Raw genomic sequence first — 13,240 nt, 5'->3', positions numbered from 1 at the left:
TTCCGGCGCGCCCTTGGCATTCTGCATTCACGAGAGGCTTCTCGGCGTCAGGCTGAGGCCCGGCGTCAGTGGCCTCCCTTGAGCGAAAGACTGAGATTGGCGAGCTTCGTCTTGAGCGACGAATCGACCATGCGGCTGCCGAGCTTCACGACGAGACCGCCGATCAGCGACGGATCGACCTTCGTTGCGAGCGTCACGTCCTTGCCGACGGTGTCCTTGAGCGATGCCTTGAGCGCTTCGGCCTGCGCATCGGTGAGCGGGTATGCACTCACGATTTCCGCCGTCACCTCGCCGCGCGACTTGGCGGCGAGCGCACGAAAAGCGCGCGCCATGTCGGGCGCTGCGAACAGGCGCCGATTGCGGGCAACGAGATTGAAGAAATTGCGGGTAAGGCCGCCGACGCCGGCCTTATCCAGCACCGAGCCGAGCGCGCGGGCTTGATCCTCACCCGCGATGACCGGGCTTTTGACGAGCCGAACGAGATCGGGGCTCAAATCATAAAGCTGCTGAAATTTTGCGAGATCCTGTTCGACCTCGGCCACATTGTTCTGCTCGACTGCGAGGTCGAACAGAGCTGCCGCGTAACGTCCCGCCACACCGGCTACGATTGGTTCTTCTGTCGCCACGTCAAGAAATCTCGCGCGCTCAAGGGGTTGGAGGAGCCCCGCGGCCGAAGCCACAGCCCTTTTTATGAAGGGGGCGTTGCAGACGAGAAAAAACGCACTGCTGAGTTGCGCCATACCCCGTCCGAAGCCCGCGGTTCTGTATCATGTGCGTCACGGCGCATCAACCTGCCTGACGCGCTTGCAATGCGGCTTTTACGCGCCCGGTCCGCCCTTTTCGCCGCACACTCCGAAAAAAGTCGAAACCTCGTTCACCGTCAGTGGGATTCCGTCGGTTGCGACCCCACATGGCTAACAAGGGCATGAAAAGCCTCTACGCGGCGCGCCCGGGAAGAAAAGTCCAAAAACGGAGCAATTAGGTATGAGAGCAAGACGATTGTTGGCTGTCGCGGCTCTGGCGGCTTTGCCGTTCGGAGTTGGAGCGGCGGCCGCCGCACCGGCCATTCCAGATGCCGCGCGCGCGATATCGAAGGCGGATACCGCGGCACCGATCATCAACATCGGCCGCAACGGGCCCGGAGGCGGAGGCGGGATGCGCGTCGGTGGCGGCGGCGGCGGCCCGAAGTTTAGCGGAGGAGGAGGAGGCCCGAGATTCGGCCACGGAGGTCCCGGTGGACCGCGCATGGCCTTCCGGGGTGGCCCTGGTCGCGGACCGGGCCATTGGCCCGGCGGCCGCCCCCCGGGTCATTGGCAAGGAGGTCATGGCCACGGCCATCACCACCATTTCCGGCCGCGCTTCTACGGTTACGGCGCGCCGTACTTCTATAACTCCTACTATTACGACGACTACTTCGACGACGACGATGACGATGTGGTCGTCTATTCGCAGGCGAATGACGGCGTTGCGCGTTGCGAAGCGCGTTATCGCTCGTTCGATCGCAGAACAGGCACGTTCCTGAGCACGAACGGAACGCGCAAGCTTTGCCCGTATCTCAGATAGCGGAGCAAAGGGGCCAAACCCAAGACGATCAAGACGCGCCGGCAGCCGAAAAAGGCTGACCGGCGCGGCTTTTATGAGATTTAAATGAATGTGAACGGAAGCTGCACGGCTCGTTCAAGGTGAGTTCAGCGCGCCCCCGCTATCAATTCCATCAACGTGCCAGGGTCAGCCCGGCACCAGGATCGGATTGAAGGGGATTGAGCCATGTCGTTCAAGAAATTCACCACCTCCGCTGCTGTGATCGCCGGCCTTCTCGCCGCGAACCTCGGCCCGCTCGCCACCGCTGCCAGCGCCCACGAACGCTGGAACAACGGTTATGATCGCGGCTATTCGCGCAACTACGACAGCCCGCGTCGTTACGATGGCCCGCGCTATTATCAAGGCTACGGCCCGCGTGATCGTTACGCCTACAAGCGCCACCGTCACAACGACGGCAGAGACATCGCGAAAGGCCTAGCCATCGGCCTCGGCATCCTCGCCGTCGGCTCGATCATCGCCCACAACCGCTAGAGCATTGACCGACACCTTCGCGCGTGGCTTGCAGGCGACTGCAGGCCACGCGCTATTATTCGCTACTCACGCGCTCCGATCGTCGCGTCCCCTATCGGACGCGGCGTGAATCGGCAGCGCAGGAAAAGTCCGAAGCGTGAATCATCGCCCTCATCAAAAACCTAGAGCGGGATTGCGATCCAAAGAAAAGCAATCAACGATCTAGAGGAAGTTGTAGGGGTCGATGTCGACGGTGAGGCGCAGATCTCCCCCGATCTTGGGAAGCGCTTCGCCCCAAGCCCGGAGAAAGCCCTGAATATTCTTGTCGCGGGGCGCCTTCACCAGAAGCCGCCAGCGATGCCGCCCACGCACGATCGAGATCGGCGCTTCCGCCGGCCCCAGCACCTCGATCTGATCGACACGCGGCGCACGCCGCGCCACCTCCCGCGCAAAGGTCTCCGCGAGATCCTTGTCGCGTGCCGAGATGACAAGCGCGGCGAGCCGTCCGAACGGCGGCAGCACGCCGCGCCGGCGCATATCGATCTCGCGATCGAGAAACATCTCGCGATCGCCCGAGATGATTGCTTCCATCACCGGATGCTCCGGCATGTGCGTTTGAATAAAGCCGCGCCCTTTGGTGAGCGCACGCCCAGCGCGCCCCGTCACCTGATGCAAGAGCTGAAACGTGCGCTCGCCTGCACGCGGATCGGCACCCATCGAGAGCCCGAGATCGCCATCGACGATCCCCACTGTCGCAAGCAGCGGAAAGTTGTGTCCCTTGGCAACGATCTGCGTGCCGATGATGATGTCGACCTCGCCGCTCTCGATCGAGCCGATGATCCGGCGCATTTCCTCGAGCCCCGGAATGAGGTCCGAGGAGAGAAGCGCCACCCGCGCCTCCGGAAAGCGCTCGCGCACCTCCTCCGCAACGCGCTCGACACCGGGGCCGCAGGCAACCAGCGAGCCCTCTTCCCCGCACTTCGGGCACGTTTCCGGGATCGGCAACGAGAACCCGCAGTGATGGCAGTTGAGGCGGCGCCGGAAGCGATGCTCGACAAGCCACGCCGTGCATTGCGGACATTCGAACCGATGACCGCAGCTCCGGCACAACGTCAGCGGCGCATAGCCCCTGCGATTGAGAAACAGCAGCGACTGCTGCCGATCCGCAAGGGTTGCAGCCACCGCGTCCACCAGCACCGGCGACAGCCATTGCCCCTTCTCGGGTGGATGCGTGCGCATGTCGATCGGCTTGACCTCGGGCAGCTCCGCGCCGGTGAAGCGTCCAGGTAGAATGATATGGCGATAGCGCCCTGTCCGCGCATTGACGTGGCTCTCGATCGAAGGCGTCGCGGACGCCAGCACCACCGGAAACTTACCGAGGCTTCCGCGCACGACGCTCATGTCGCGGGCTTGATAATGGACGCGGTCGTCCTGCTTGAAGCCCGCGTCGTGCTCTTCGTCAACGATGATCAGACCGAGATCGCTGTACGGCAGGAACAGCCCCGAGCGCGCGCCCACAACCACACGCGCTTCACCCGTTGCCGCCGCCCGCCACACGCGCCCGCGCTCTGCAGGCGACAGCGCCGAATGCCATTCCGCCGGCAGACAGCCGAACCGCGCCACGAACCGGTTCATGAATTGTCCGGTGAGCGCGATTTCCGGCAGCATGATCAGCGCTTGCTGCCCTTTGCGGAGCGTTTCGGCAACGGCCTCGTAGTAGACCTCCGTTTTGCCCGATCCGGTCACACCGTCGAGCAGCGAGACGGAAAACCCGCCGCCATCGACGGCAGAAACAAGCGCGTGGACAGCCTCGGCCTGCTCTCGCGTGAAATCCGTCACCCGGTGATCCGCGTTCGGCACCGGATAACGCCGCTCCGGGATCACAACCTCGACGAGGTTTCCGGACGCGACCAGCCCGTCCACCACGCCCGTGCTGCAAGCCGCCTCGGTCGCGAGCGCCGATTTGGCGCGGATCAAGCCGTCACGCGCAAGATCCAGCGCGCGCTTGCGGGCCGGGGTCATGCGCGGCGGATCGGCCGCATCCGGCACATGCCGGACACCGAACCGCGGCTTCACGGGCTCGAACGCGGCCTGGGCGCTCATCATCATGCGCACCACCATGCCGAGTGGCGCGAGCGTATAGTTCGAAATCCATTCCGCGAACCGCAGCGACGACAGCGGCAGTGCCGGCACGTCGAGGCGCTCGGTCAGAGCCTTCATTTTCTTGGGGTCGAGCGGGCGGTCGGAGCCGCCGAGCGGAGCATCCCAGACCACGCCGATGCGCGTCTGCGGGCCGAACGGGACCAGAACGAAGGCCCCCGGTTCGATCGCCAGCCCCTCCGGCACCAGGTAGTCGTAGGTTTGGTCGAGCGGCGCCCCCGGCATCAGCACCGGAGCCAGAGCCCGTGCCGCGCCTTCACCCTTTTCATTAATCCCAAGAAGGCTATCCAAGTGTCCCGCGACCGGATTAGAAGCTACCAAACAGGCAAGTGCCTCCGGAAACGTGTTAAAGCGGTTTTCCGATGGGAAGCACGAGCAAGAACAGAAGAGGCGAGCTTAGGCGGAGAGATAGGGCGAGCTGACGGCGATCGTACGTCCGGAAATCCACCCGGATCTCGATCCCGAGTGTGACGCTTCTTCGACAATAAGTACGATCAACGAGACCCGATCTCCACGATATTAGGGATGGCCCCATGCGGGGGCAGCGCAAAGGACCGAGAATGAAGTTTTTCGTCGATACCGCCGATGTGAGTGAGATCAAGGAGCTAGCCGCAACCGGACTCCTCGATGGCGTGACCACGAACCCGTCGCTGATTGCAAAATCCGGCCGCGACTTCAAGCAGACAATCGCCGAGATCTGCGCCGTGGTGCCAGGCCCCGTCTCGGCCGAAGTGGCCGCAACCGACTACGACGGCATGATGCGGGAAGCGGAAATCCTGCGCAAAATCGCGAAAAACGTGACCATCAAGGTTCCGCTGACGCTCGACGGCCTCAAGGCCTGCAAAGCACTGACCTCGGACGGAACGATGGTCAACGTGACGCTGTGCTTCTCGGCAAACCAGGCGCTTCTGGCCGCGAAGGCCGGTGCCACCTTCGTCTCTCCGTTCATCGGCCGGCTCGACGACATCGGCTTGAACGGCATGGATCTGATCCGCGAGATCCGCGCCATCTACGACAACTATCAGGATTTGGAGACCGACATCCTCGCGGCGTCGATCCGCACGGTGAACCATGTAAAGGAAGCCGCCCTGATCGGAGCCGACGTAGCGACCATCCCGCCCGCGATTTTGAAGGCGTTGGTCAAGCATCCGCTGACCGACTCGGGTCTCGCGACGTTCGTGTCCGACTGGAAGAAGACCGGCCAGACGATCTGATTTCAGATCGGAAAACGCACCAAACCGGGCGCAACGACGCTCTAAAACGAAAAAAAGCGGCCGTCAGAGACCGGCCGCAATTTCCCGAGCAACCTTCAAGCCGCACCTTAGCGTAAGGCGGGAGGCCGAAATCCGGCCCCCGTCCTTGTCCGCTAACGCAAAGCGTTAGATCTGCTCCTTGAGATCCTTGGCAGCGCGGAAGGCAACCTTCTTGCTGGCCTTGATCTTGATCTGCTCGCCCGTTGCCGGGTTGCGGCCGAGGCGGGCCGGACGCTTGCGGACCTGAAGGATGCCGAGGCCGCCGATGCGGATACGGTCGCCCTTCTTGAGATGCTTCGTGACGAGCGCAACGAAGTCTTCGAGAACGGCGTTAGCCTGCTTCTTCGGAAGATCGTGCGTTTCCGACAGCGCGACACCGATGTGGCGCAGCGTGACGGTGCTCACTGCAGCCTTGCTGGCAGTTTTGCTGGCAGCCTTGGCGGCGGGCTTCGGAGCAGCTTTGGTTTTGACGGCGGTTTTGGTGGCGGCTTTAGCCATGAGAGTTTCCCCAGAAATGGAATCAATGACCGCGAAAACATACAATAAGAATTAGTTTCCGCGGCTATGGATTTAAAAAGACTGCGATTTTTTGCCTTAGATTGGAGTTTCGGTCACGCTTGCACGCGCAACGGAGGTCGAAATTGCGCACTTGGACGCGTTTCAAGCGTGCGAAGAGTGCTGCAGACCTCGCAGTTGCATAGCATCTACGGGCTTTATCGTGCAATCGCGCGAATCAACCGATCGACTGATTCGCACATCGCGAAGCTCTCGACATCCGGCGCAGGATGCAGTTCCGAAATCCGCCGCAATCTTGAGCTGCGCATTATTAGCGCGCGAAATAGCCCGGAAATAGCTGCTCCGGCTCGGCCGTCTAGCTCCCACGCCGCACCGCAAATCATTTACGATGCATCAAGCATTGCAGGGAATGCTCGTCGCATGACTCGCGCAAAGATCGACGATGTTCTGGTGACGGATGGAGAGCTGCCCCTGGCAGACGATCTTCTCCGCGCGACCTCCGGCTGGCTCACATTCCTTGAGCACGAGCGCGGATGCTCACCCGCAACGCTCGCCTCGTATGAGCGCGATTTGCGCCAGTTTATTGGCTTTTTGAAGCGCGATCTCGGACATCCACCCTGTCTCGGAGATCTCGCGCGCATTGATATAAAGACAGTGCGCCGTTTCCTATCCGCCCGCCGCCGTGATGGCGCAGCCAGCCGTTCGCTCTCGCGCACCGTCTCCGCACTTCGAACATTCTATCGATGGCTCGAGAACACCGGCCTCGTCGCCAACCGCGCGCTGGCGCAAGTCGCGATGCCGCGCATTCCGCACACGTTGCCGAAACCACTGACTGTCGAGAAAGCCGCCGCCCTCGTCGAAGGCGAGAGCATCGGCGACGATTGGATCAACGCGCGCGATATCGCCGTGCTGCTGCTGCTTTATGGCGCGGGCCTGCGCATTTCCGAAGCGCTCGGCCTCACGCGCCGCGACGCGCCTCTCCCCGGGCGCGACGTCATCCGCATCGTTGGCAAAGGCGGCAAGGAACGCCTCGTTCCGATCCTGCCCGTGACCCAACGCGCTGTTGCGCACTATATCGCGCTCTGCCCTTACCCACTGGAGCCAGACGGCGCCTTGTTCCTCGGCGCGAAAGGCGGACCTCTGTCACCGCGCCTGATCCAGCTCGCCATCGCCCGCATGCGCGATGCGCTGACGCTTCCGGAAACAGCGACGCCACACGCCTTGCGCCACTCGTTCGCGACGCATCTGCTCGCGGCGGGAGCCGACCTGCGCCAGATCCAGGAGCTGCTCGGACACGCCTCGCTCTCGACGACGCAGGTTTACACCGAGGTCGATCGCGAACGCATCCTCGCGGTCTATGACCGCGCCCATCCGCGCTCGTGATACCTGCCGATTGATCTACAGAGATTGATTTACCGAGAGAGAGCAGCGCTCGATCACATATGGATCGCGCGCTTCGCAACGGCGAGCGCGGCTTCCTTCACGGCTTCCGAGAGCGTCGGATGCGCATGGCAGGTGCGCGCCAGATCCTCGGCCGAGCCGCTGAATTCCATGATCACAGCCGCTTCCGCGATCAGCTCGCTCGCGTTGGCGCCGATGATGTGAACGCCGAGAATGCGATCGGTCTCGGCGTCTGCCAGCACTTTGACGAAGCCATCGGTCGTCTTGTTGACCTTGGCGCGGCCGTTGGCGAGGAACGGGAACTTGCCGACGGTGTAGGCGATGCCTGCGGCCTTCAGCTCCTCTTCCGTCTTGCCAACGGAAGCAACTTCCGGCGTCGTGTAGATCACGTTCGGAATGACGTCGTGATTGACGTGCCCGGCTTGGCCCGCAAGAATTTCGGCGACCGCAATACCTTCGTCCTCGGCCTTGTGCGCAAGCATCGGCCCCGCGATCACGTCGCCGATAGCGTAGATACCGGTGACGTTGGTCTGAAACTGTCCGTTGACGACGATGCGTTTGCGTTGATCCCGCACCACACCGACATCGTCGAGGCCAAGCCCCTCCGTGTAGGGCACGCGGCCGATTGAAACCAGCACGACATCCGTCTCGATGCGATCCTGCACGCCACCGTGCGACGGCTCGAGCGTGACCTCGAGCCCGCTCTCCGTCCGTCCCACCGCAACCACCTTGGTTCCGAGACGGAACGAGATACCCTGCTTCGAGAAGATGCGTTCGAGCGACTTCGCGACATCGCCGTCCATGCCCGGCAGGATCCGGTCGAGATATTCGACCACCGTCACGCTCGATCCGAGGCGCCGCCACACCGAGCCGAGCTCGAGCCCGATCACGCCCGCGCCGACGACGAGCAACCGCTCCGGCACTTTGGCGAGCGACAGCGCACCCGTCGAGGACACGATCTCCGTTTCATCGATCTCGATGCCGGGCAGGCGCGCCACGTCCGATCCGGTCGCGATAACGATCGAGCGCGCCTCGATCGTCTGGCGCTGCCCATCCGACGAGGTCACCTCCACGGCGCCCGCCTTCAGGATGCGTCCCGTCCCGTGAAACGCATCGATCTTGTTCTTCTTGAGCAGGAACGCGACGCCGTCGACGTTGCCCTTCACGCCCTCGTCCTTGAACGCGAGCATCCGCTTGAGATCGAGTTCGGGCGAAACCTTGATGCCCATCCGGCCAAACCCGTGCCCGGCTTCCTCGTAAAGCTCCGACGCATGCAAGAGAGCCTTGGAAGGAATGCAGCCGACGTTGAGGCAGGTGCCGCCGTGCGTTGCGCGCTTTTCGACAATGGCCGTCTTGAGGCCGAGCTGGGCGGCGCGGATCGCGCACACATAGCCACCCGGCCCGCTGCCAATCACGATGAGATCGTACGGTTCAGCCATCACGAAAGCCTTTGCTTGGGTCTTGGACGAGTGGGTAACACCCGGCGCTCATGCGGAAGAGAGAGCCTAGAGCTCCAGGATAAACCGCTGCGGATCTTCCAGGCATTCCTTCACGCGCACGAGGAACGTCACGGCCTCCTTGCCGTCCACGAGGCGGTGGTCGTAGGAGAGCGCCAGATACATCATCGGGCGCGCGACGATCGCGCCGTTCTTGACCACCGGCCGCTCCTCGATGCGATGCATGCCGAGAATGCCGGCCTGCGGCGCGTTGAGGATTGGCGTCGAAAGCATCGAGCCATAGACGCCACCGTTCGAGATCGTGAACGTGCCGCCCTGCATCTCGGCGATCGAAAGCTTGCCCTCGCGAGCGCGCTTTCCGAACTCGCTGATCTTGGCCTCGATCTCCGCGATCGACATGCGATCGGCTTCGCGCAGCACCGGAACCACAAGTCCGCGGTCAGTGCCGACGGCAACGCCGATGTGATAGTAATTCTTGAAGACGATATCTTCGCCGTCGATCTCGGCGTTGACCGCCGGAATCTCACGCAGCGCCTGAATGCAGGCCTTCACGAAGAAGCCCATGAAGCCGAGCTTCACGCCATGGCGCTTCTCGAACAGATCCTTGTATTGCGCGCGCATCGCGATGACGGCCGACATGTCGACGTCGTTGAACGTCGTCAGCATCGCCGCCGTGTTCTGGGCATCCTTGAGCCGCAACGCGATAGTCTGGCGCAGTCGCGTCATACGCACGCGCTCTTCGCGCGCACCTTCGTTGATTGCCGTGGGCGCGCGCACGTCCGGTGCGGAAATTTCGCGCGCGCTCTGCGTTGCGGGAACACGTGCGGGAGGCGCCGGAGCCGGCTCTTCACGCCTGGCTTCGGGTTGCGGCTTCGCCTGCTGGGCGGCCTTCGCGACCGCCGCTACGACATCTTCCTTGAGCACCTGGCCGCGCCGGCCGGATCCGGCCAAATCCCCCGGATTGAGACCCGCTTCCTCGAGATGTTTGCGGGCTGCGGGGCTTGGCGGCGCACGCGAAGAAGCGGCCGCGGCCGGCGCTTCGCTTTTCGGCTGAGTAGCGGCGGGTGCGGCTTTCGGCGCCGATTGCGCGGCACCACCACCTTCGGCAAGCGCGCCGAGCACCGCGCCGATCGCAACCGTCGAGCCTTCCGCCACGAGAATTTCAGAAAGGAGCCCGGCCGCCGGCGCAGGAACCTCGACCGTCACTTTGTCGGTTTCGAGTTCGACCAGCGGCTCGTCCGCCTTGACCGCCTCGCCCTGCCGTTTCAGCCATTTCCCGACCGTCGCCTCGGAGACCGATTCACCGAGTGTCGGCACACGGATCTCAATCGTCATAATGGTCTAGCCCCTTGCTGGACCGGGCGCCGAGGCGCCCGGCTTTCCGCTCTTTCAATTTCTCGCGTGGTCCCCGTAGGATTTTTCAACCCTTCAAGGCATCGGCCACGAGCGCCTTCTGCTCGTGGATATGCTTGCTCATCAAGCCCGTCGCCGTCGAGGCGGAGGCCGCGCGGCCGGCATAGCGCACGCGCCGCCCGGCAGGATTAACACGATCGAGAACCCAATTGATATTCGGCTCGACAAAGGTCCAGCCGCCCATGTTCTTAGGCTCTTCCTGACACCAGACGATCTCGGCGTTCGGGAACCGCCCCAATTCCGTGATCAGCGCGCGCGCCGGGAACGGATAAAGCTGTTCAAGGCGCATGATGTAGGTGTCGTACAATTCTTCAGCATCGCGCGCATCCGCAAGATCATAGTAGACCTTGCCCGAGCACAGGACGACCCGCTTGATCTCGGCCTCGGACTTCCGGAACGTATCGTCCCAGAGAACCCGATGGAACGTCGTTCCAGGGCCAAGCTCGTCGAGCCGCGAAACCACCCGCTTGTGCCGGAGCAGCGACTTCGGCGTCATGAGAATGAGCGGCTTGCGGAACGAGCGATGAAGCTGGCGCCGCAGAATGTGGAAGTAATTGGCCGGCGTCGTGCAGTTCGCGACCTGCCAATTGTCCTCCGCGCAAAGCTGCAGGAACCGCTCGAGGCGCGCCGAGGAATGCTCCGGCCCCTGCCCCTCGTAGCCGTGCGGAAGCAGGCAGACGAGCCCCGACATGCGCAGCCACTTGCGCTCGCCCGATGAAATGAACTGGTCGAACACCACCTGCGCGCCGTTCGCGAAATCGCCGAACTGAGCTTCCCACGCGACGAGCGCATTGGGCTCTGCCAGCGAATATCCGTACTCGAAGCCGAGAACAGCCTCTTCCGAAAGCATCGAGTTGATGACCTCGAACCGCGCCTGCGTCGGCGAGATGTGCCTGAGCGGCGTATACCGACGCTCGGTCTCCTGGTCGATCAGCACCGAGTGGCGCTGCGAGAAGGTTCCGCGCTCGCAGTCCTGGCCCGAGAGACGCACCGGAAACCCTTCGCTGACCAGCGTTCCGTATGCGAGGTGCTCGGCCATCGCCCAATCGATCCCCTCGCCCTTCGACACCATCTCGCGGCGCCGTTCGAGCAGCTTGGCGATCGTCTTGTGGGCGTGAAAGTCTGACGGCATCGTGGTGATGCGCTTGCCGACTTCGCGCAGGGTTTCTAGCGACACGCCGGTATTCCCGCGCCGCTCGTCGCCGTCGGCAAGACCGACACCGCTCCAGCGGCCGTCGAGCCAGTCGGCCTTGTTCGGCTTGAACGCGTCGGCAGCTGCGAGTTCGGTTTCGAGGAACGAGCGGAACTCGTTCTTCATGCCGTCGGCCTCTTCGGCCGTTACCACGCCTTCCTCGACGAGATCGTTGCTGTAGAGTTGCACGACGCTCGGATGCTTGCGGATCCGGTCGTACATCAACGGCTGGGTGAACGCGGGTTCATCCGTTTCGTTGTGGCCGAACCGGCGATAGCAGAACATGTCGATGACGACCGGCTTCTGGAACTTCTGCCGGAACTCGGTCGCGATCTTGGCGACATGCACCACCGCTTCCGGATCATCGCCGTTCACATGGAAGATCGGCGCCTCGATCATGCGCGCAACGTCCGAGCAATAGGGCGACGAACGCGAATGACGCGGATTGGTGGTGAAGCCGATCTGATTGTTAATGATGAAGTGGATCGATCCGCCGGTGCGATGCCCCTTGAGGCCCGAAAGCCCAAAGCATTCGGCGACCACACCCTGGCCGGCGAACGCCGCATCGCCATGGAGCAGCAGCGGCAGCACGCCCGTGCGATCGCCCGGATCACTATGCAATTGATCCTGCTTCGCACGCACCTTGCCGAGCACGACCGGATCGACGATTTCGAGATGCGACGGGTTGGCGGTCAACGACAGATGCACGTTGTTGCCGTCGAACTGGCGATCGGAAGACGCGCCGAGATGGTATTTGACGTCGCCCGAGCCCTCGACGTCGTCCGGCTTCCACGAGCCGCCCTTGAACTCGTTGAAGATCGCGCGGAACGGCTTCGCCATCACGTTCGACAGCACGTTGAGACGCCCGCGGTGCGCCATGCCGATCACGATCTCTTTGACGCCGAGCTGCCCGCCGCGTTTGATGATCTGCTCGAGCGCCGGGATCATGGCTTCGCCGCCATCGAGGCCGAAGCGCTTGGTACCGGTGTACTTGATGTCGGCGAAACGTTCGAACAGCTCGGCTTCGATCAGCTTGCGGAGAATGGCCTTCTTGCCCATCTCCGTGAAACGGATGTCCTTCTCGTCGCCTTCGATCCGGTGCTGGATCCACGATTTCTGCGCCGGCGACGTGATGTGCATGAACTGGTAGCCGATCTTGCGGCAGTAGGTGCGCCGCAGGATGCGCATCACCTGACGGATCGAAGCGGTATCGAGCCCCAGGTAGCGATCGATGAAGATCGGCCGGTCGAGATCGGCGTCCGTAAAGCCATACGTCTCGGGCTTGAGTTCCTTGTGAACCTTGCGCTCCGCAAGCCCCAAGGGATCGAGATCCGCCGCGAGATGCCCCATCACGCGATAGGCGCGGATCATCATGATCGCGCGCACGCTATCCTGGATGGCGCGGAACGAAGCCGCGGGCGAGATCTCGTAGCCCTGGCCGAACGCCTTGGCCTGCAGCTTGTCGCGAAGCCCGCGCTCCACCTCGCCGTAGTCGCCGGTCAGCGCCGAGACGAGTTCGCTCGGCGCGTCGTGGAGTTGCGAGAGCGGATAGCCCCACGACGGTTCGCGGCTTCCGCCGCCACCGTCGCGAGCTGTTTCCAGGTTCCGGGTCTGCTCGTCACCGACGCTCTCGAAGAAGAGACGCCACTCGTCCGAGACCGAGCCCGGATTCTTCTCATACTGGCTTTGCAGCTCCTCGATGTAAGGAGCGTTGACGCCATTGAGAAACGACGTCCGATTGAACTTGTCGTTGAGTGGTTGCCGTGACATGCGAATCCCCGCCATTTCTTCCGGCA

10 protein-coding genes are annotated in these 13,240 nt (G+C 62.8%); 4 read left to right on the top strand and 6 right to left on the bottom strand.

What is annotated here, in order from left to right:
• Window positions 1–65: 65 nt before the first annotated feature.
• Window positions 66–626, bottom strand: a complete 561-nt coding sequence (locus RCO24_RS08080) for a F0F1 ATP synthase subunit delta (RefSeq protein ID WP_308961325.1) — start codon at window positions 624–626, stop codon at window positions 66–68.
• Window positions 627–984: 358 nt separating this feature from the next.
• Here RCO24_RS08080 and RCO24_RS08075 point away from each other — a divergent pair, with 358 nt between their 5' ends.
• Together RCO24_RS08075 and RCO24_RS08070 are read left to right on the top strand one after the other, a co-directional pair.
• Window positions 985–1,563, top strand: a complete 579-nt coding sequence (locus RCO24_RS08075) for a BA14K family protein (protein WP_308961323.1) — start codon at window positions 985–987, stop codon at window positions 1,561–1,563.
• 204 nt (window positions 1,564–1,767) lie between these two features.
• Entirely contained in the window at window positions 1,768–2,073 is a 306-nt protein-coding gene (locus tag RCO24_RS08070; protein WP_308961322.1) for a hypothetical protein, read from the top strand.
• 201 nt (window positions 2,074–2,274) lie between these two features.
• Here the strand turns inward: RCO24_RS08070 and RCO24_RS08065 are convergent, their stop codons facing one another.
• Entirely contained in the window at window positions 2,275–4,503 is a 2,229-nt protein-coding gene (locus RCO24_RS08065; protein ID WP_308961321.1) for a primosomal protein N', read from the bottom strand.
• 269 nt (window positions 4,504–4,772) lie between these two features.
• Between RCO24_RS08065 and fsa the strand changes: the two genes are divergently transcribed.
• The gene (fsa, locus tag RCO24_RS08060) at window positions 4,773–5,426 is read left to right on the top strand and encodes a fructose-6-phosphate aldolase (RefSeq protein WP_308961320.1); all 654 of its coding nucleotides are present in this window, start codon (window positions 4,773–4,775) and stop codon (window positions 5,424–5,426) included.
• Between the two features lie 165 nt (window positions 5,427–5,591).
• Here fsa and RCO24_RS08055 read toward each other — a convergent pair whose 3' ends face one another.
• Window positions 5,592–5,963, bottom strand: a complete 372-nt coding sequence (locus RCO24_RS08055) for an HU family DNA-binding protein (RefSeq protein ID WP_308961319.1) — start codon at window positions 5,961–5,963, stop codon at window positions 5,592–5,594.
• A gap of 438 nt (window positions 5,964–6,401) precedes the next feature.
• Between RCO24_RS08055 and RCO24_RS08050 the strand changes: the two genes are divergently transcribed.
• Window positions 6,402–7,364: a tyrosine recombinase XerC gene (locus RCO24_RS08050; RefSeq protein WP_308961317.1), complete on the top strand. Its 963-nt coding sequence runs from the start codon at window positions 6,402–6,404 to the stop codon at window positions 7,362–7,364.
• A 53-nt stretch (window positions 7,365–7,417) separates the two neighbouring features.
• Here RCO24_RS08050 and lpdA read toward each other — a convergent pair whose 3' ends face one another.
• The 3 genes from lpdA to RCO24_RS08035 all read right to left on the bottom strand — a co-directional run bounded on the left by lpdA (window position 7,418) and on the right by RCO24_RS08035 (window position 13,214).
• Complete coding sequence (lpdA, locus tag RCO24_RS08045; RefSeq protein WP_308961316.1) at window positions 7,418–8,821, bottom strand: dihydrolipoyl dehydrogenase; 1,404 nt, start codon at window positions 8,819–8,821, stop codon at window positions 7,418–7,420.
• Between the two features lie 66 nt (window positions 8,822–8,887).
• A complete protein-coding gene (gene odhB / locus RCO24_RS08040) occupies window positions 8,888–10,174 on the bottom strand; it encodes a 2-oxoglutarate dehydrogenase complex dihydrolipoyllysine-residue succinyltransferase (RefSeq protein ID WP_308961315.1) in 1,287 nt (428 codons plus the stop codon).
• Between the two features lie 85 nt (window positions 10,175–10,259).
• Window positions 10,260–13,214: a 2-oxoglutarate dehydrogenase E1 component gene (locus RCO24_RS08035; protein ID WP_308961314.1), complete on the bottom strand. Its 2,955-nt coding sequence runs from the start codon at window positions 13,212–13,214 to the stop codon at window positions 10,260–10,262.
• Between the last annotated feature and the right edge of the window lie 26 nt (window positions 13,215–13,240).

It is taken from the genome of Hyphomicrobium sp. LHD-15 (assembly GCF_031157355.1).
Taxonomy (GTDB): Bacteria; Pseudomonadota; Alphaproteobacteria; order Rhizobiales; family Hyphomicrobiaceae; genus Hyphomicrobium_C.
The sequence above is the reverse complement of the archived record's forward strand: the minus strand, read 5'-3'. Positions and strand labels throughout refer to the sequence as shown.

Bases quoted from the DNA above. Each gene is read 5' to 3' on its own strand.
- RCO24_RS08035 (WP_308961314.1), bottom strand. From the start codon at position 13,214: ATGTCACGGCAACCACTCAACGACAAGTTCAATCGGACGTCGTTTCTC.
- lpdA (WP_308961316.1), bottom strand. From the start codon at position 8,821: ATGGCTGAACCGTACGATCTCATCGTGATTGGCAGCGGGCCGGGTGGC.
- RCO24_RS08050 (WP_308961317.1), top strand. From the start codon at position 6,402: ATGACTCGCGCAAAGATCGACGATGTTCTGGTGACGGATGGAGAGCTG.
- fsa (WP_308961320.1), top strand. From the start codon at position 4,773: ATGAAGTTTTTCGTCGATACCGCCGATGTGAGTGAGATCAAGGAGCTA.
- RCO24_RS08055 (WP_308961319.1), bottom strand. From the start codon at position 5,963: ATGGCTAAAGCCGCCACCAAAACCGCCGTCAAAACCAAAGCTGCTCCG.
- RCO24_RS08075 (WP_308961323.1), top strand. From the start codon at position 985: ATGAGAGCAAGACGATTGTTGGCTGTCGCGGCTCTGGCGGCTTTGCCG.
- odhB (WP_308961315.1), bottom strand. From the start codon at position 10,174: ATGACGATTGAGATCCGTGTGCCGACACTCGGTGAATCGGTCTCCGAG.
- RCO24_RS08070 (WP_308961322.1), top strand. From the start codon at position 1,768: ATGTCGTTCAAGAAATTCACCACCTCCGCTGCTGTGATCGCCGGCCTT.